We start from the raw sequence: 17,529 nt of genomic DNA, 5'->3' as shown, positions 1-17,529 counted from the left end.
CGGAGCGGAGCGGGTGCGCCGTGAAACGGCCGAGGATCGCGTTCCCGCGCGAGGGCGGCGCCCGGCTGCTGGGCGGCAGCTCGGCGGCGCGCACGCCGTTCGTGCTGCTCGTGGTGCTGCTGCTGGGCGCCGGTCTGCTCGCGCTGCTGCTGCTCAACGCGGCGGTCAACCAGGGCTCGTTCCGCGTCGGCAACCTGAAGAAGGAGACGACGCGGCTGACGGACGAGGAGCAGCGGCTGCGCCAGGAGGTGGAGGAGCAGTCGGCGCCTGACGCGCTGGAGGAACGGGCCCGGGAACTGGGCATGGTGCCGGGCGGACCGCCGGTCTTCCTCTCGCCGGTGGGCGGCGTCATGGGCGAGCCGTGGACGGCGACGGGCCCGCCGCCGCCCGCGCCGAGCCCGGCGGACGCCGCGAAGCCCAAGCCGGAGAAGGACGAGGAAGCAGCGGCGGCGGAGGAAGCCGAGACGGACGAGGAAGGCGAGGCGGACGAGGCGGCCGCGGGGGAGCAGGCCGGGGACGCGGAGGGGGCGGAGGAAACCGCCCCGGCGGGGACACCCGCGCCGCCCGCCCCCGGCGCGTCCGCCTCTCCCCCCGCCTCACCGCCCCCCGCCGAGGAGGCACCGTGACGACCCGCGGCACCGGCAGCAGCTCCGGCGACGGCGACCGGCCCCCGCGCCGCCGCGTGCCCCGCCCCGCGGGCGGCGCCGCCGCCCGGCCCCGTACCCGCGCGTCCTCCCGCCCCGCCGCCGCGGGCCCGCGTATCCGCCTTGCCTCGCCGCGCCCCCGGCTGCGCCTCGTCAGCGTCGGCCTGACCCTCCTCCTGCTGGTCTTCACCGCCAGGCTGCTCCAGGTCCAGGCCGTGGACGCCGGTGAGTACGCGGAGAAGGCCCAGGTCAACCGGTACGTGCCGATGACGCTCAGCGCCGAGCGCGGCGTCATCACCGACCGTAACGGCGTCGAGCTGGCCACCACGGTCGACGCGTACGACATCACCGCCGATCCGTACCTCTTCACGCCCGAGCAGGCCGACGTCAAGGATGCGCCCCGGCGGGCCGCCGAGGCGCTGGCGCCCGTGCTGAAGGCGGACGCGAAGGACCTGGAGGCCAAGCTCGCCACGCCCGACTCGCGCTATGTGAAGCTCGCGTCGAAGCAGACGCCGCAGGTCTGGGACGAGATCAAGAAGCTGAAGTCCGAGTCCGCCGAGCGCGAGGCGGCGGGCGGCCGGCAGGACGTGCTCGGCGGGGTGTTCGCGGAGGAGCAGAACAAGCGCGTCTATCCGAACGGCGATCTGGCCGCCGGGATACTGGGCTTCGTCAACGCCGAGGGCGAGGGCGGCGGGGGCGTCGAGCGGCAGCACGACAAGCTGCTCGCCGGCAAGGACGGCAGGCTCGTCTACGCCCAGTCAGCCGGCCGCCGCATCCCCACCGCGGACGCCGAGGAGAACCCCGCCGAGCCCGGCTCCGACGTCGAGCTGACCATCGACCGCGACATCCAGTGGGCCGCCCAGACCGCCATCGACAAGCAGGTCGACGCCTCCGATGCCGACCGCGGCTACGTCATCGTGCAGGACACCCGCACCGGCGAGATCCTGGCCATGGCCAACGCCCCCGGCTTCGACCCCAACGACCTGTCCGGCGCCACCCCCGGCACCCTCGGCAACCCGGCCCTGGAAGACGCGTACGAGCCCGGCAGCGTCAACAAGGTCATCTCCATGGCCGCCGTGCTGGAGGAGGAGGCCGCGACCCCGGACACCCGGGTCACGGTGCCGAACGTGCTGCCGCGCGGCGGCCACGCCTTCCACGACGACGTCGAGCACCCGACCTGGTACCTGACGCTGAACGGCGTGCTCGCCAAGTCCAGCAACATCGGCACCATCCTCGCCGTCGAGCAGTTGGGGAAGAACCAGCGGCAGGCCAACAAGGTCCTCCACTCCTACCTCAGCGACTTCGGCCTCGGCCGGCGCAGCGGCCTCGGCGTCGCGGGCGAGACCCCCGGTCTGCTGAAGCCCGCGGCCGAGTGGGACGCGGCGCAGCAGTACACGATCCCGTTCGGCCAGGGCCTGTCCGTGAACGCCATGCAGGCCGCCTCCGTGTACTCGACCGTCGCCAACGGCGGCGTACGGATCGAGCCCTCCCTCGTCCGCGGCAGCCGCGGCCCCGACGGCCGCTTCGACCCGGCGCCCGAGCCGGAGAAGAACCGCGTCGTCAGCCAGAAGACGGCCAGGACGCTCTCCCGGATGCTGGAGTCCGTCGTCGACGACGAGGAGGGCACCGGCGTGAAGGCCCGGATCCCGGGCTACCGCGCGGCCGGTAAGACCGGCACCTCCAACAGGGTGGATCCGCAGACCGGCCGCTACAGCGGCTACACGGCCTCGTTCGCGGGCTTCGCGCCCGCGGACGCGCCGCGCGTGACCGTGTACTGCGCGATCCAGAACCCCACAGAGGGCAGCTACTTCGGCGGCCAGATCTGCGGCCCCGTCTACAAGAAGGTCATGGAGTTCGCGCTCAAGACGCTCCAGGTGCCGCCCACGGGGGTCGAGGCGCCGCCGATGCCGGTCACGTTCGGCGCCGGCACCGACGGCACGGGCGGGGACGGCGGCGAGGGTACGGACGCCGGCGGCGTGGCCGACGGCGGATAAGAACTGAAAGATCGGACCTGCGCAGTGAGCACAATCACGGACGATCCGGGGAACCGCGAACCGCGCCCCCCCTGGCTTGGCAGTGCGGCAGGCGGGCCCGGTACGCTGCCCGCCGTGCCCCACCCCGATCAGTCCCACCAGGAAGCGTCGGGCGCCCCGGCGAACCATCCGGGGGCGCCCCGCCCCGCCGAGGTCGACCCCGTACCGCTCACGGAGCTGGCCGACCGGCTGGGCACCGGAGTCACCGGCGAGGCCGGGGGCGTCACCGTCACCGGCATCACCCACGACTCCCGCGCCGTACGCCCCGGCGACATCTACGCCGCGCTGCCCGGCGCCCGGCTGCACGGCGCCGACTTCGCCGCCCAGGCCGCCGACCTCGGCGCCGCCGCGGTGCTCACCGACCCGGCCGGCATGGAACGGGCCGCCGGCACCGGGCTGCCGGTGCTGGTCGTCGGCGATCCGCGGGGCCGGATGGGGGAGCTGGCCGCGGCGGTCTACGGCGAGCCGGGCGGGGACCTGCTCCAGCTCGGGGTCACCGGCACGTCGGGCAAGACCACGACCGCGTACCTCGTCGAGGGCGGGCTGCGGGCGGCGGCCGAGAAGGACGGCGCCGGGCTCACCGGGCTCATCGGCACCGTCGAGATGCGCATCGGCGACGAGCGGCTGAAGTCGGAGCGGACCACGCCGGAGGCAACGGACCTCCAGGCGCTGTTCGCCGTCATGCGGCAGCGCGGCGTCGCCTCCGTGGCGATGGAGGTCTCCAGCCACGCGCTGGTGCTCGGCCGGGTCGACGGCGTCCTCTTCGACGTCGCCGTCTTCACCAACCTCAGCCCCGAGCACCTGGACTTCCACACCGACATGGAGGACTACTACCGGGCGAAGGCGCAGCTCTTCACCCCGGCCAGGTCGCGGGCGGGCGTCGTCAACATCGACGACGAGTACGGGATGCGCCTTGCCGAGGAGGCCGCGGCCCCCGAGGGCGGCGGCAGCTACCCCGTGACCACGTACTCCGCCGAGGGCCACCCGGACGCCGACTGGCGCGCCGAGGACGTGGAGATCGGCGTGCTCGGCTCCACCTTCACCGCGGTCGGCCCCGGCGGCATCACGGTCCCCGCCGAGGCCCCGCTGCCCGGCACGTTCAACGTCTCCAACACCCTCGCCGCCATCGCCGCGCTCGTCACCGCCGGCGTCGACCCGGCCACCGCCGCGGGCGGCGTGGCCGCCGTGCCGGGCGTGCCGGGCCGGCTGGAGCGGGTCGACGCGGGCCAGGGCTACCTCGCCGTCGTCGACTACGCGCACAAGCCCGATGCGCTGGAGTCCGTGCTCTGGGCGCTGCGCAAGGTCACCGAGAACAAGCTGCACGTCGTCGTCGGCTGCGGCGGCGACCGCGACCCGCACAAGCGCGGCCCCATGGGCGCCGCCGCCGCCCGGCTCGCCGACACCGCGGTGCTCACCTCCGACAACCCCCGCTCCGAGGACCCCCTCGCGATCCTCGCCGCGATGCTCGCCGGCGCCGCGGAAGTGCCGGTCTACGAGCGCGGCGACGTGCTGGTCGAGGCCGACCGGGCAGGCGCCATCGCCATCGCGGTGGCCCGCGCGGGCGCCGGCGACACGGTGCTGATCGCCGGCAAGGGCCACGAGCAGGGTCAGGACACGGCCGGTGTCGTACGGCCCTTCGACGACCGCGACGAGCTGCGCAGGGCGATCCGCGAGCGGTCCGGCGCCGGCCCCGCGGACCCCGGGCACCCGGATTCCGCCGAACCCGCCGGAGGCGTACGGTGATTCCGCTCAGCCTCGCCGAGGTCGCCGAGCTGACCGGCGGTGAGCTGCACGGTGTGTCCGACCCGCAGGCGCTGGTCACCCGCCCCGTGGTCATCGACTCGCGGCAGGCGGAACCGGGCAGCCTCTTCGCCGCGTTCACCGGCGAGCACGTCGACGGGCACGACTACGCCGCCCTCGCCGTCGCCGCCGGTGCCACCGGCGTCCTGGGCACCCGCCCCGTCGAGGGCGTGCCGACCGTCGTGGTCCGCTCCGTGCCCCCGGCGCTCAGCGCGCTGGCCAAGCACGTCGTCGCCCGCCTCGACGAGACCCTCACCGCGCTCATCGCGCTCACCGGCTCCTCGGGCAAGACGTCCACCAAGGACCTCCTCGCCCAACTGCTGCAGCGCCTCGGCCCGACGGTCTACACCCACGGTTCTTTCAACAACGAGATCGGCCATCCCGTCACGGCCCTCCAGACCGCCCCCGACACCCGGTACCTGCTGCTGGAGATGGGCGCGCGCGGCCTCGGCCACATCCGCGATCTCGCGGAGGTGACGCCGCCGCGCATCGGGCTCGTCCTCAACGTCGGCACCGCGCACATCGGCGAGTTCGGCGGCCGGGAGCAGATCGCCGCGGCCAAGGGCGAGCTGGTCGAGGCGCTGCCGCCGGGGGCGGACGGCGGGGTCGCGGTGCTCAACGCCGACGACCCCCTCGTCCGCGCGATGGCGTCCCGTACCCGGGCGCGCATCATCTACTACGGCGAGGCGCCCGAGGCGGACGTACGGGCCGCCGACGTCCGGCTCACCGAAGACGGGCGGCCGGAATTCACCCTGCACACGCCCGCCGGCAGCGCCGGTGTGATCATGCGGCTGTACGGTGAGCACCACGTGTCGAACGCGCTTGCCGCCGCCGCCGTCGCGTACGAGCTGGGCATGCCCCCGGCGCGGATCGCCGAGGCGCTCTCCGCCGCCGAGGCCCTGTCCGGTCGGCGCATGGAGGTCAGGCGGCGGCCGGACGGCGTGACGGTCGTCAACGACGCGTACAACGCCAACCCCGAGTCCACGCGGGCCGCGCTGCGCGCGCTCGCCGCCATGGGCCGGGGCAGCACGGTGCCGGGGGGCCGGACGTTCGCCGTGCTGGGCGCGATGGCGGAGCTCGGCGACCACGCCATGGTCGAGCACGACGGCGTGGGCCGGCTGGCCGTCCGCCTGGGCATCAGCAAGCTCGTGGCAGTGGGCCGGCAGGAGGCCGCCTGGCTGGACATGGGCGCGAAGAACGAGGGTTCGTGGGGTGAGGAGTCGGTGCACGTGTCCGACGTCGACGCGGCGGTCGACCTGATGCGCGGCGAGCTGCGGCCGGGAGATGTCGTGCTCGTCAAGGCATCCAGATCCGAGGCACTGTGGCGCGTGGCGGAAGCGCTGCTCGAGGAGGGCGCCACCCGATGAGGCAGATCCTCTTCTCCGGGGCCCTCGGGCTCTTCTTCTCCCTCCTCGGCACTCCGCTGCTGATCAAGCTCCTGGCCCGGCGGGGCTACGGGCAGTACATCCGGGACGACGGGCCGCAGGCGCACCACAGCAAGCGCGGCACGCCCAGCATGGGCGGCATCGCGTTCATCCTGGCCACGATCATCGCGTACGCGATCACCAAGGTCGTCACCAGCAGTTCGCCCACGTACTCCGGGCTGCTGGTGCTCTTCCTGATGGCCGGCCTGGGCCTGGTCGGCTTCCTCGACGACTACATCAAGATCATCAAGCAGCGCAGCCTGGGCCTGCGGGCCAAGGCGAAGATGCTCGGCCAGTTCATCGTCGGCATCGCCTTCGCGGTGCTGTCGCTGAACTTCGAGGACGCCCGCGAGCTGACACCGGCGTCCACGAAGCTCTCCTTCACCCAGGACTTCGGCTGGTCGATCGGCCCGGTGCTGTTCGTCATCTGGGCGCTGTTCATGATCCTGGCGATGTCCAACGGCGTGAACCTCACCGACGGCCTGGACGGCCTGGCCACCGGCGCCTCGGTGATGGTCTTCGGCGCGTACGTCTTCATCGGCGTGTGGCAGTACCAGGAGTCCTGCATCAACGCCGACACCCTGACCAACCCGGCCGCCTGTTACGACGTACGCGACCCGCTGGACCTCGCCGTCGTCGCCTCCGCGCTGATGGGCGCGTGCTTCGGCTTCCTGTGGTGGAACACCTCGCCCGCGAAGATCTTCATGGGCGACACCGGCTCGCTGGCCCTCGGCGGCGCGCTCGCGGGCCTGGCCATCGCCTCCCGCACCGAACTGCTCCTCGCCATCCTCGGCGGCCTGTTCGTCCTCATCACGCTCTCCGTGGTGATCCAGGTCGGGTCGTTCCGGATGACCGGGAAACGCGTGTTCAGAATGGCGCCACTACAGCACCACTTCGAGCTGAAAGGCTGGAGTGAAGTGCTCGTGGTGGTCAGATTCTGGATCATCCAGGGCATGTGCGTGATCGTCGGCCTGGGCATCTTCTACGCCGGCTGGGCGGCCAGAAGGTGAGCGGCCGGGGCCCGGACGGGGATCCGGTATGAGCGAGTTCGAGTTCGAGGGCCGGCACGTGACCGTCGCGGGGCTCGGGGTCAGCGGCGGCCCCGCCGCCCGCGCGCTGCACCGGCTCGGCGCGGAGGTCACCGTCGTCGACGGCGCGGACCACGACCGGGCCCGGGCGCAGGCCGCGGAGCTGGCGCCGCTCGGTGTGACCGTACGGCTCGGCGACGGCGACACCCTGCCCGAGGGCACGGAACTGGTCGTCACCACGCCCGGATGGAAGCCCTCCGCCCCGCTGTTCGCCGCCGCCGAGGCGGCCGGGGTGCCGGTCTGGGGCGACGTGGAGCTGGCCTGGCGGCTGCGCGGCACCTCGCCCGAGGGCCGGCCGCCCGCCGACTGGCTGGCGATCACCGGCACCAACGGCAAGACCACCGCGGTGAAGATGCTCGCCGCCATGCTCGCCGCCGCCGGGCTGCGCACCGCCGCCGTGGGCAACATCGGCGTCCCGCTCGTCGACGTCGTCACCGGCCACGGCCCGTACGCGGACCTCGACGTGCTCGCCGTCGAGCTGTCCAGCTACCAGCTCCACTGGGCCACGTCCGTACGCGCCCACTCCGCCGCCGTCCTCAACCTCGCGCCCGACCACCTCGACTGGCACGGCTCCATGGAGGCGTACGCCGCCGACAAGGGCCGCATCTACGAGGGCAACCGGGTGGCGTGCGTCTACAACGCCGCCGACCCGGTCACCGAGGAGCTGGTGCGCAAGGCCGACGTCGAGGAGGGCTGCCGCGCGGTCGGGTTCACCCTCGGCGCGCCCGCCCCCGGGCAGCTCGGGGTGGTCGACGGGCTGCTGGTGGACCGGGCGTTCGTGCCGGACCCGCAGCGCACCGCGCAGGAGCTGGCCGCCGTCGCCGACGTCCGGCCGCCCGCCCCGCACAACGTCGCCAACGCCCTTGCCGCCGCGGCCCTCGCGCGCGCGTACGGCGTCGGGCCCGCGGCCGTACGCGAGGGGCTGCGCGCCTTCCGCCCCGAGCCGCACCGCATCGAACGCGTCGCCGAGATCGGCGGCGTGGCGTACGTGGACGACTCCAAGGCCACCAACACCCACGCCACCGAAGCCTCGCTGGCCGCGTACGACGGCATCGTCTGGATCGCCGGCGGTCTTGCCAAGGGCGCCACCTTCGACGACCTCGTCGCGGGGGCGGCGAAGCGGCTGCGCGGCGCGGTGCTGCTGGGCCGGGACCGGGCGCTGATCGCCGGGGCGCTGGCGCGGCACGCGCCGGACGTGCCGGTGGTGGACATCGAGCGGACGGACTCCGGCGCGATGGCGGCGGCCGTCGCCGAAGCGGCGCGGCTGGCCCGCGAGGGCGACACCGTGCTGCTGGCGCCGGCCTGCGCGTCGATGGACATGTTCACGAACTACAACGTGCGCGGCGAGGTCTTCGCCGCCGCCGTGCACGAACTCGCCGCCGGCGGGGTCTAGGGACTCCGGCGGCGCGGCGGGCGTACATGCCGGGCTCCGCAACCGCGCGCCGCGCGCGCGTGGGCGATCCCGCGTCCGGCACATCTGCTTTCGGCCGAAGGACGGCGCGCCGAGCGCGGGCCGTACCCCGGCCGCGGACGGGAGATCGACGACGGACTCCGGGACCCGGACGACCCGAAGGCGACCGCGCGCCGTCGCGTCGTGGCCCCGGCCGGGGCGTCGGCGTGGCAACCTCGTTGCCCATGGGCGGAGTGCGGTGCCAGCGAGGAGACGGCGGATGAGCAGAGCGGACCAGGAGCGGCGCGCGGGGCGGCCCGCTGCCGCGCGCGGCGCGGCGTCGAAGACCCCGCCGCGGCCCGCCCGCGGCGGGACGCGTTCCGTCCCCGCGGCCCGCCCGGCCCGCCGTGGGGGCGCGGGACCCGTCGGCCTGCGCCGGTTCGCGCGCCGTGTGCGCCGGGCCTGGGACCGGCCGCTCACCGCGTACTACCTGCTGCTCGGCGGCAGTCTGCTGATCACCGTGCTGGGCCTGGTGATGGTCTTCTCCGCCTCCCAGATCGAGGCGCTCAACAGCGGCCTGGCGTCCACGTACTACTTCCGCAAGCAGCTCGTCGCCGCCGCCCTCGGCACCATCCTGCTGCTCGTCGCGGCCCGCATGCCGATCCGGCTGCACCGCGCGCTGGCGTACCCGATCCTGGCGATGTCGCTGTTCCTCATGGCGCTGGTGCAGGTGCCGGGGATAGGGCAGTCGGTCAACGGCAACACCAACTGGCTGAACTTCGGCGGCCCGTTCCAGCTCCAGCCCAGCGAGTTCGGCAAGCTGGCGCTGGTGATGTGGGGCGCCGACCTGCTGGCGCGTAAACAGGACAAGAAGCTGCTCACCCAGTGGAAGCACATGCTGGTGCCGCTGGTGCCCGTCGCGCTGCTGCTGCTCGGCCTCATCATGCTCGGCGGCGACATGGGCACCGCGATGATCCTGGGCGCGATCCTGCTGGGCCTGCTGTGGGTGGCCGGCGCCCCCACCCGGCTGTTCGCCACCGTCATCGCGGTCGGCGCGACGCTGACCGTCGTGCTGTTCACCTCCAGCCCGCACCGGATGGACCGGCTGCGCTGCATCGGCGCCACCGAGCCGGGACCCGGAGACGTCTGCTGGCAGGGCCTGCACGGCATCTACGCCCTGGCGTCCGGCGGCTGGTTCGGCTCGGGACTCGGCGCGAGTATGGAAAAATGGGGCGAACTCCCGGAACCGCACACCGACTTCATCTTCGCCGTGACCGGGGAGGAACTCGGCCTGGCGGGGACGCTGTCGGTGCTGGCACTCTTCGCGGCTCTAGGCTATGCGGGTATCCGCGTGGCCGGACGTACGGAGGACGCCTTCGTAAGGTATGCCGCGGGGGGCGTGACCGCCTGGATCATGGCGCAGGTCGTGATCAACATCGGTGCGGTCCTGGGGTTGCTGCCCATCGCCGGCGTCCCGCTCCCGCTGTTCTCCTACGGAGGCTCCGCCCTGCTGCCGGCGATGTTCGCCGTGGGGTTGCTGATCGCGTTCGCGCGCGAGGAACCGGCGGCGCGGGCGGCGCTCGCCATGCGGCCCGCGGGGGTGCTGCAGTCTGCTAGAAGAGTGCTCGCCGGAAAAAGGCCGGAGAGCACGGCCAGGAGAGCCAGGAAAACAAGGTGACGGACCGCCGGCGGGCGGCCGTCGCGGAGAGCGGTGAAATTCGGTGCATGTCGTACTCGCCGGTGGGGGGACCGCCGGCCACATCGAGCCCGCGCTCGCCCTCGCCGACGCCCTGCGCAGGCGGGACCCGACGGTGGGCATCACGGCGCTCGGTACCGAGCGCGGGCTCGAGACCAGGCTGGTCCCGGAGCGCGGCTACGAACTGGCGCTGATCCCCGCGGTTCCCCTGCCGCGCAAGCCCACGCCGGAGCTGATCACCGTCCCCGGACGGCTACGCGGGACCATCAGGGCCGCCGAGGAGGTGCTGGAGCGCACGAAGGCCGACTGCGTCGTCGGCTTCGGCGGCTATGTCGCCCTGCCCGGCTATCTGGCGGCCAAGCGCCGCGGCGTGCCGATCGTGGTGCACGAGGCCAACGCCCGCCCCGGGCTTGCCAACAAGATCGGCTCGCGCTACACGAAGCTCGTCGCGGTCTCCACGCCCGACAGCAAGCTGCGGCACGCGAACTACATCGGCATCCCGCTGCGCCGCTCCATCGCCACCCTGGACCGCGGCGCCGTGCGCGCCGAGGGGTGCGCCGCGTTCGGGCTCAATCCCAACCTGCCGACGCTGCTGGTCTCCGGCGGCTCGCAGGGCGCCCGGCGGCTGAACGAGGTCGTCGAATCGGTGGCGCCGTACCTCCAGCGCTCCGGCGTGCAGATCCTGCATGTCGTCGGGCCGAAGAACGAGCTGCCGCAGGTCGACAATATGCCCGGCATGCCGCCGTACGTTCCCGTGCCCTACGTGGACCGGATGGATCTCGCCTACGCCGCCGCCGACATGATGCTCTGCCGCGCCGGCGCGATGACGGTCGCCGAACTGTCCGCGGTCGGGCTCCCGGCCGCGTACGTCCCGCTGCCCATCGGCAACGGCGAGCAGCGGCTCAACGCGCAGCCGGTGGTCAAGGCCGGCGGCGGACTGCTGGTCGACGACGCGGAGCTGACGGCGGATTGGGTGCGCCAGGAGGTGCTGCCCGTACTCACCGACCGCCAGCGGCTGCACGAGATGTCCTGGGCCGCCGCGGAGTTCGGCCGGAGGGATGCCGACGAACTCCTCGTCGGCATGGTGTACCAGGCTGTGGACGGCCGGCGGGGATCATAGGGCGCGGCGATCTCACCACACCAGTCAAGGGGGTACGGGGATGGCCGGAGCGGTCCGCGAGAAGGCGGCGGCCGGCCGCGAGGAGCGCGGCGGCGGTGCCGGGCCAGGTGGCCCGCCCGCCGCCCGGCGGCCGGCCGGCCGCCGCGGCCGGCGGCTGCGGCTGCCGAGCCGCCGGGTGCTGATCGCCGTGCTGGTGGCGGTGATCGTGCTCGGCGGGTTCGCCGGCTGGGCCCTGTACGGCTCGAACTGGCTGCGGGTGGAGCGGGTCACGGTCTCCGGCACCGACGTGCTGAGCGCCGACGAGGTGCTGGACGCGGCCCGGATCTCCGAGGACGTGCCGATGGCCACCGTCGACACGAACGCGGTCGAGGCCCGGCTGGCGGCGGAGTTGCCCCGTATCGGCTCCGTGGACGTCGACCGCATCTGGCCGCACCGGATCGCGGTGAAGGTCACCGAGCGGCACCCCGCGGTGCTGTTGCGTAAGGGGAAGTCTTTCGTGGAAGTCGACGACGAGGGTGTGCGGTTCGCCACGGTGCGTACGGCGCCCGAGAACGTGCCGATAGTGGAGATGCAGGTGGCGGACTCACCGAGCCTCGACCGCTTCGGCAGGCAGCGGCTGCGCGAGAGCGCGGTACGGGTCGCGGGCGCGCTCTCCGAGAGCGTGCGCCGTGACACCCGTACTATCCTTGTGCGTTCATATGACTCCGTCACGCTCGAGCTGTCCGGAGGCCGGACCGTGCTGTGGGGCAGCGCGGAGCGCGGCGCGGCGAAGTCGAAGGCGCTCGCGGCGGTCATGAAAGCGGAGCGCGATGCGCGGTACTTCGACGTCAGCGTTCCCAGCGCCCCGGCCGCGTCGGCGAGTTGACGTACATATGCGCAGTTCAGACCCCCCGTGAGGGGCCGCAACGCCTGATCACATAGGGTGAAAAGAAAAACGGGAGGTTCGGCGTGTTCATTGAACGCGGAAGCCTTGTCGACTTAGTGTCTCGTTCCAAGAGTCCAGGTACGGGATGCTGCGGTAACCCTAAACTTCACGCTTAGGGTTCGACCGGCGTTCGGGGACCCCCACAAACGGCAGACGTAACTCGAGGCGAGAGGCCTTCGACGTGGCAGCACCACAGAACTACCTCGCGGTCATCAAGGTCGTCGGTATCGGCGGCGGTGGCGTCAACGCCATCAACAGGATGATCGAGGTCGGTCTCAAGGGCGTCGAGTTCATCGCGATCAACACCGACGCGCAGGCACTGCTGATGAGCGACGCGGACGTCAAGCTCGACGTCGGTCGCGAGCTGACCCGCGGACTCGGCGCGGGCGCGAACCCGGACGTCGGCCGCAAGGCCGCCGAGGACCACCGGGAGGAGATCGAGGAGGTCCTCAAGGGCGCCGACATGGTCTTCGTCACGGCCGGCGAGGGCGGCGGCACCGGCACCGGGGGCGCGCCCGTCGTGGCGAACATCGCCCGCTCGCTGGGCGCGCTCACCATCGGCGTCGTGACCCGCCCGTTCACCTTCGAGGGCCGGCGCCGCGCGAACCAGGCCGAGGACGGCATCGCCGCGCTGCGCGACGAGGTCGACACCCTCATCGTGATCCCCAACGACCGGCTGCTGTCGATCTCCGACCGCCAGGTGAGCGTCCTCGACGCCTTCCGCTCCGCGGACCAGGTGCTGCTCTCCGGTGTCCAGGGCATCACCGACCTCATCACCACCCCGGGCCTGATCAACCTGGACTTCGCGGACGTCAAGTCCGTGATGTCGGAGGCCGGTTCCGCGCTCATGGGCATCGGCTCGGCGCGCGGCGACGACCGCGCGGTGGCCGCGGCCGAGATGGCGATCTCCTCGCCGTTGCTGGAGGCGTCCATCGACGGCGCCCGCGGTGTGCTGCTGTCCATCTCCGGCGGCTCGGACCTCGGGCTCTTCGAGATCAACGAGGCGGCCCAGCTCGTCAGCGAGGCGGCCCACCCGGAGGCGAACATCATCTTCGGCGCCGTGATCGACGACGCCCTCGGCGACGAGGTGCGCGTCACGGTCATCGCCGCCGGCTTCGACGGCGGCCAACTGCCGTCGAAGAACCGGGACAAGGTCCTCGGCTCGTACGGCGGGCGCGACGAGTCCCCGGCCGAGTCGGTCGCGGACCCCGGGCCCGCCCGGTCCACGGAGCCGGAGCGCCCCGCGTTCAGCGGCCTCGGCTCCCTGTCCGGCGACAGCACCGCCGACAGCACCCCGGCGCCCGTCCCGCCGGCCGTCACCCCGCAGGTGCCTGCGGCCCGGCCGTACCAGGACAGCGAGGCCGAGGAGCTGGACGTGCCGGACTTCCTCAAGTAACCGGCGCGTTGATCACGTAACGTACGACCCGTGATAGGGCAGACATACTCGACAGGCGGCGCTCACTTCGCCTTCACCGACCGGTGGGGCGGCGTGAGCGCCGCTCCGTACGCGGAGCTGAACCTCGGCGGCGCGGTCGGCGCCGACGACCCGGCGGCGGTCGCGGTCAACCGCGAGCGCGCCGCCCGCTCGCTCGGGGTCGAGCCCGCGCGCGTCGTGTGGATGCACCAGGTCCACGGGCGGGACGTCGCCGTCGTCGACGGGCCCTGGGGCGACGCGCCCCCGCCCGCCGTGGACGCCGTCGTCACCCGCGCCAGGGACGTGCCGCTCGCCGCCCGCGGCGCCGACTGCGTACCGCTGCTCCTCGCCGACCCCGGCGCGGGGGTGGCGGGCGCCGCGCACGCCGGCCGGCCCGGCATGGTCGCCGGGGTGGCCGGGGCCGCGGTCGAGGCGATGGCGGGGCTGGGCGCCGAGCCGGCGCGGATCGTCGCCCACCTCGGACCGGCCGTCTGCGGGCGCTGCTACGAAGTCCCCGAGGCGCTGCGCGAGGAGGCCGCCGGGCAGGTGCCGGCGGCGCGGGCGACGACGAGTTGGGGGACGCCGGCACTGGACATCCGTGCGGGTGTGGTCGCGCAGTTGGAAGCGCTGGGTGTGGGAATGATCACAGTGTCGGACGTGTGCACGCTGGAGTCCGGGGACCACTTCTCGTACCGGCGCGAGGGCGCCACGGGCAGACACGCCGGGTACGTCTGGCTGGACGGGGAATGATGGCGGACTTCACGGGGGACGGCGAGGTGCAGGAGGCAGCGGACCGGGAGCGCCGCGGCGAGTTGGCGGCGAACCTGGCGGCGGTGGAGGAACGTATCGCCGGCGCGTGCGCCGCGGCGGGCCGCAAGCGCGAGGAAGTCACGCTCGTCGTCGTGACCAAGACCTATCCGGCGAGCGACGTCTTGCTGCTGGCGGACCTGGGTGTACGGCACGTGGCCGAGAACCGCGACCAGGAGGCCGCGGGCAAGGCCGCGTGGTGTGCGGAGCGGGGCGCGGACGCACCGCTCACGTGGCACTTCGTGGGTCAGTTGCAGACCAACAAGGCGCGCTCCGTGGCCCGCTACGCGGACTACGTGCACTCCGTCGACCGCCCCCGGCTGGTCACCGCGCTCGCCGCCGCCGCGGAGCGCGAGGGCCGCGAGCTGGGCTGTCTGCTCCAGGTGGCGCTCGACAAGGACGCGGCGTCCGGCGAGGATTCGGGCGGCGGTGCGACGGCGGACCGCGGCGGCGTCGCGCCCGGTGACGTACCGGCGCTCGCGGACGCGGTGGCGGCGGCCCAAGGGCTGCGGCTGTGCGGGCTGATGACGGTCGCGCCGCTGGCGGGGGCGTATGCGGGGCGGCAACGGGAGGCGTTCGAGCGGCTGATGGAAATCTCATCCGGCCTGCGCGTCGCGCATCCGGCTGCAACCATGGTCTCGGCGGGGATGAGCGGGGACCTGGAGGAGGCAATTGCCGCAGGAGCGACACACGTACGCGTCGGCACCGCGGTACTCGGAGTCCGGCCTCAGCTCCGGTAACGTCGCCAAACGAGTCGGACGACAGTAGAAAATAAGCTTCATTCCCGGTCAATTCAGGCAGGGCAGCGTGGATCACGTCACTGGCGAAGGTCGATCCACCGCAGAGCGGAGGGCGTAGAGCATGGCCGGCGCAATGCGCAAGATGGCGGTCTACCTCGGCCTCGTGGAGGACGATGGGTACGACGGCCCGGGGTATGACCCCGACGACGAGTTCGAGCCGGAGCCCGAGCCCGAGCGGCGCCACCGCCACCAGGCCCCGCAGCCGCCGCAGCAGGAGGAGCCGCCGCGGGCGATCGCTTCGCCGCCGGCGCAGCGGGAGCGGCCCACCGACCGGGAGCCGGCGGGGCGTTCACCCGGACTACTGCCCGAATCGGGGCGTTCGGGGCGAATCGCTCCCGTGTCTTCCATCACACCTGACCGTCCCAGCCTGGAGAAGAGTGCGCCGGTGATCATGCCCAAGGTCGTGTCCGAACGGGAGCCTTACCGGATCACGACGCTCCACCCGCGTACGTACAACGAGGCGCGTACCATCGGGGAACACTTCCGCGAAGGCACGCCTGTGATCATGAACTTGACCGAGATGGACGACACGGACGCGAAGCGACTTGTCGACTTTGCGGCTGGACTCGTCTTCGGGCTGCACGGCAGCATCGAGCGCGTGACTCAGAAGGTGTTCCTGTTGTCGCCTGCTAACGTCGACGTAACAGCGGAGGACAAGGCCCGCATCGCAGAGGGCGGGTTCTTCAACCAAAGCTGAGCCAAGCAACACTGAGCGAGCGGCCGTGGGGCCGGAACGCGAAGGGGAGAGGACCACAGCGAGATGGACGTCGCGCTTCAAGTGATCTACATCGCGCTGTTCGTTTTCCTGATCGTGCTGATCTTCCGGTTGATCATGGACTACGTGTTCATGTTCGCCCGCTCATGGGAGCCGGGCAAAGCCATGGTGGTGTTGCTTGAGGGCGCCTACACGGTCACGGATCCACCACTCAAGCTCCTGCGGCGGTTCATTCCGCCACTGCGTCTAGGGGGCGTGGCGCTGGACCTGTCCTTCTTCGTCCTGATGATCATCGTCTACATCCTGCTCACCGTGGTGGGCGGGGCGAGGTGATGATGAACGGGACGGAGAGTGTCGATATGCCGATGTCGCCGATGACTACGTTGAGGTGAAGAAATGCCGCTGACCCCCGAGGACGTGCGGAACAAGCAGTTCACGACCGTCCGACTCCGAGAGGGCTACGACGAGGACGAAGTCGACGCGTTCCTCGACGAGGTCGAGGCCGAGCTGACCCGGCTGCTCCGCGAGAACGAGGACCTGCGGGCCAAGCTGGCCGCGGCGACCCGGGCCGCGGCCCAGAACAAGGGGACGTCAGGACACGGTGGGCCGGTGCCCCCCGCCATATCGGGCCCGCAGCCGGTGCCGCCGCAGCAGATGGGCCCGCCGCAGGGCGGCCCGCCCCAGTTGCCTTCCGGCGCACCCCAGCTGCCCGCAGGTCCCGGCGGCATGGGCCCCGGCGGTCCGGGTGGTCCCGGCGGCCCCGGTGGCCCCGGTGGTCCCGGTCACGGTCCGCACGGCCCCGGCCCGATGGGTCCCGGTGGCCCCGGCGGTCCCGGTGGCCCCGGTCACGGTCCGCACGGCGGCCCTCCGCAGCAGCACGTGGGCGGCCCTCCGCAGCAGCACGTCGGCGGCCCCCCGCAGCAGCACGGCGGCCCCGGCCCGCAGCAGGGCGGTCCCGTCGGCGGCGACAGCGCCGCCCGGGTGCTGTCGCTGGCCCAGCAGACCGCCGACCAGGCGATTGCCGAGGCCCGCGCCGAGGCCAACAAGATCGTCGGTGAGGCTCGCAGCCGCGCCGAGGGTCTGGAGCGCGACGCGCGTGCCAAGGCCGACGCCCTGGAGCGGGACGCGCAGGAGAAGCACCGCGTGGCGATGGGCTCCCTGGAGTCCGCGCGCGCCACGCTGGAGCGCAAGGTCGAGGACCTGCGCGGCTTCGAGCGCGAGTACCGCACCCGGCTGAAGTCGTACCTGGAGTCCCAGCTCCGCCAGTTGGAGAACCAGGCGGACGACTCGCTCGCCCCGCCCCGTACCCCGGCGGCGGCCTCGCTGCCCGCCGGCGGCGGATCCGCCCCGGCGCCCTCGATGGCCCCGGCCGGTGCCGGCGCCATGAGCGGTCCCCCGAGCATGGGTGGCGGTTCGATGGGTGGAGGTTCGATGGGCGGCGGTTCGATGGGCGGCCAGCAGGGCATGCCGACCCGGCAGGCGCCGGCCGGCGGCCCGTCGTACGGCAGCCAGCAGCAGATGTCCCCGGCCATGACGCAGCCCATGGCGCCGGTGCGCCCCCAGGGCGGTCCGATGCAGCAGCCGCCGTCGCCGATGCGCGGCTTCCTCATCGACGAGGACGACAACTGAGCAGTACGGCCTGACGGCCGTCGGCATATCGCAAAGGGCCGGGT

The 17,529-nt window shown here is 72.9% G+C and carries 15 protein-coding genes; all 15 read left to right on the top strand.

Annotation, left to right across the window (positions count from 1 at the left end; genetic code table 11):
• The first annotated feature begins 20 nt into the window (after positions 1 to 20).
• Positions 21 to 626 carry an FtsB family cell division protein gene (locus OG946_RS07855; RefSeq protein WP_326795411.1) on the top strand — a complete coding sequence of 202 codons (606 nt, stop codon included), beginning with the start codon at positions 21 to 23 and terminating at the stop codon, positions 624 to 626.
• On the top strand, positions 623 to 2,638 hold the full coding sequence (locus OG946_RS07850) for a peptidoglycan D,D-transpeptidase FtsI family protein (RefSeq protein WP_326795410.1): 2,016 nt from the start codon (positions 623 to 625) through the stop codon (positions 2,636 to 2,638). Before OG946_RS07855 ends, OG946_RS07850 begins: the two co-directional genes overlap by 4 nt.
• A gap of 24 nt (positions 2,639 to 2,662) precedes the next feature.
• Complete coding sequence (locus tag OG946_RS07845; RefSeq protein WP_326795409.1) at positions 2,663 to 4,420, top strand: UDP-N-acetylmuramoyl-L-alanyl-D-glutamate--2,6-diaminopimelate ligase; 1,758 nt, start codon at positions 2,663 to 2,665, stop codon at positions 4,418 to 4,420.
• Positions 4,417 to 5,844, top strand: coding sequence for a UDP-N-acetylmuramoyl-tripeptide--D-alanyl-D-alanine ligase (locus tag OG946_RS07840; RefSeq protein WP_326795408.1), 1,428 nt, complete (start codon positions 4,417 to 4,419; stop codon positions 5,842 to 5,844). Before OG946_RS07845 ends, OG946_RS07840 begins: the two co-directional genes overlap by 4 nt.
• On the top strand, positions 5,841 to 6,911 hold the full coding sequence (mraY, locus tag OG946_RS07835) for a phospho-N-acetylmuramoyl-pentapeptide-transferase (protein WP_326795407.1): 1,071 nt from the start codon (positions 5,841 to 5,843) through the stop codon (positions 6,909 to 6,911). Before OG946_RS07840 ends, mraY begins: the two co-directional genes overlap by 4 nt.
• Before the next feature lie 28 nt (positions 6,912 to 6,939).
• Complete coding sequence (gene murD, locus OG946_RS07830) at positions 6,940 to 8,382, top strand: UDP-N-acetylmuramoyl-L-alanine--D-glutamate ligase (RefSeq protein ID WP_326795406.1); 1,443 nt, start codon at positions 6,940 to 6,942, stop codon at positions 8,380 to 8,382.
• Between the two features lie 448 nt (positions 8,383 to 8,830).
• The gene (ftsW, locus tag OG946_RS07825) at positions 8,831 to 10,057 is read left to right on the top strand and encodes a putative lipid II flippase FtsW (protein ID WP_442814593.1); all 1,227 of its coding nucleotides are present in this window, start codon (positions 8,831 to 8,833) and stop codon (positions 10,055 to 10,057) included.
• A 43-nt stretch (positions 10,058 to 10,100) separates the two neighbouring features.
• Positions 10,101 to 11,195 carry an undecaprenyldiphospho-muramoylpentapeptide beta-N-acetylglucosaminyltransferase gene (gene murG / locus OG946_RS07820; RefSeq protein ID WP_326795404.1) on the top strand — a complete coding sequence of 365 codons (1,095 nt, stop codon included), beginning with the start codon at positions 10,101 to 10,103 and terminating at the stop codon, positions 11,193 to 11,195.
• Between the two features lie 40 nt (positions 11,196 to 11,235).
• Positions 11,236 to 12,060, top strand: a complete 825-nt coding sequence (locus OG946_RS07815; protein ID WP_326795403.1) for a cell division protein FtsQ/DivIB — start codon at positions 11,236 to 11,238, stop codon at positions 12,058 to 12,060.
• 241 nt (positions 12,061 to 12,301) lie between these two features.
• Complete coding sequence (gene ftsZ / locus OG946_RS07810; RefSeq protein ID WP_326795402.1) at positions 12,302 to 13,516, top strand: cell division protein FtsZ; 1,215 nt, start codon at positions 12,302 to 12,304, stop codon at positions 13,514 to 13,516.
• 33 nt (positions 13,517 to 13,549) lie between these two features.
• Positions 13,550 to 14,284: a peptidoglycan editing factor PgeF gene (gene pgeF / locus OG946_RS07805; protein WP_442814592.1), complete on the top strand. Its 735-nt coding sequence runs from the start codon at positions 13,550 to 13,552 to the stop codon at positions 14,282 to 14,284.
• Positions 14,284 to 15,081, top strand: a complete 798-nt coding sequence (locus OG946_RS07800) for a YggS family pyridoxal phosphate-dependent enzyme (protein ID WP_326795400.1) — start codon at positions 14,284 to 14,286, stop codon at positions 15,079 to 15,081. The genes pgeF and OG946_RS07800 overlap by 1 nt, the downstream gene beginning before the upstream one ends.
• A 121-nt stretch (positions 15,082 to 15,202) precedes the next feature.
• Positions 15,203 to 15,838, top strand: a complete 636-nt coding sequence (locus tag OG946_RS07795; RefSeq protein WP_101425027.1) for a cell division protein SepF — start codon at positions 15,203 to 15,205, stop codon at positions 15,836 to 15,838.
• A gap of 63 nt (positions 15,839 to 15,901) precedes the next feature.
• Positions 15,902 to 16,189 carry a YggT family protein gene (locus OG946_RS07790; RefSeq protein WP_018837714.1) on the top strand — a complete coding sequence of 96 codons (288 nt, stop codon included), beginning with the start codon at positions 15,902 to 15,904 and terminating at the stop codon, positions 16,187 to 16,189.
• 63 nt (positions 16,190 to 16,252) lie between these two features.
• A complete protein-coding gene (locus tag OG946_RS07785) occupies positions 16,253 to 17,485 on the top strand; it encodes a DivIVA domain-containing protein (RefSeq protein WP_326795399.1) in 1,233 nt (410 codons plus the stop codon).
• Positions 17,486 to 17,529 lie beyond the last annotated feature (44 nt).

Origin of the sequence: Streptomyces sp. NBC_01808 (assembly GCF_035917395.1) — a bacterium.
In the GTDB taxonomy this organism is placed as follows: domain Bacteria; phylum Actinomycetota; class Actinomycetes; order Streptomycetales; family Streptomycetaceae; genus Streptomyces.
This window is presented reverse-complemented; position numbering and strand designations above follow the sequence as displayed.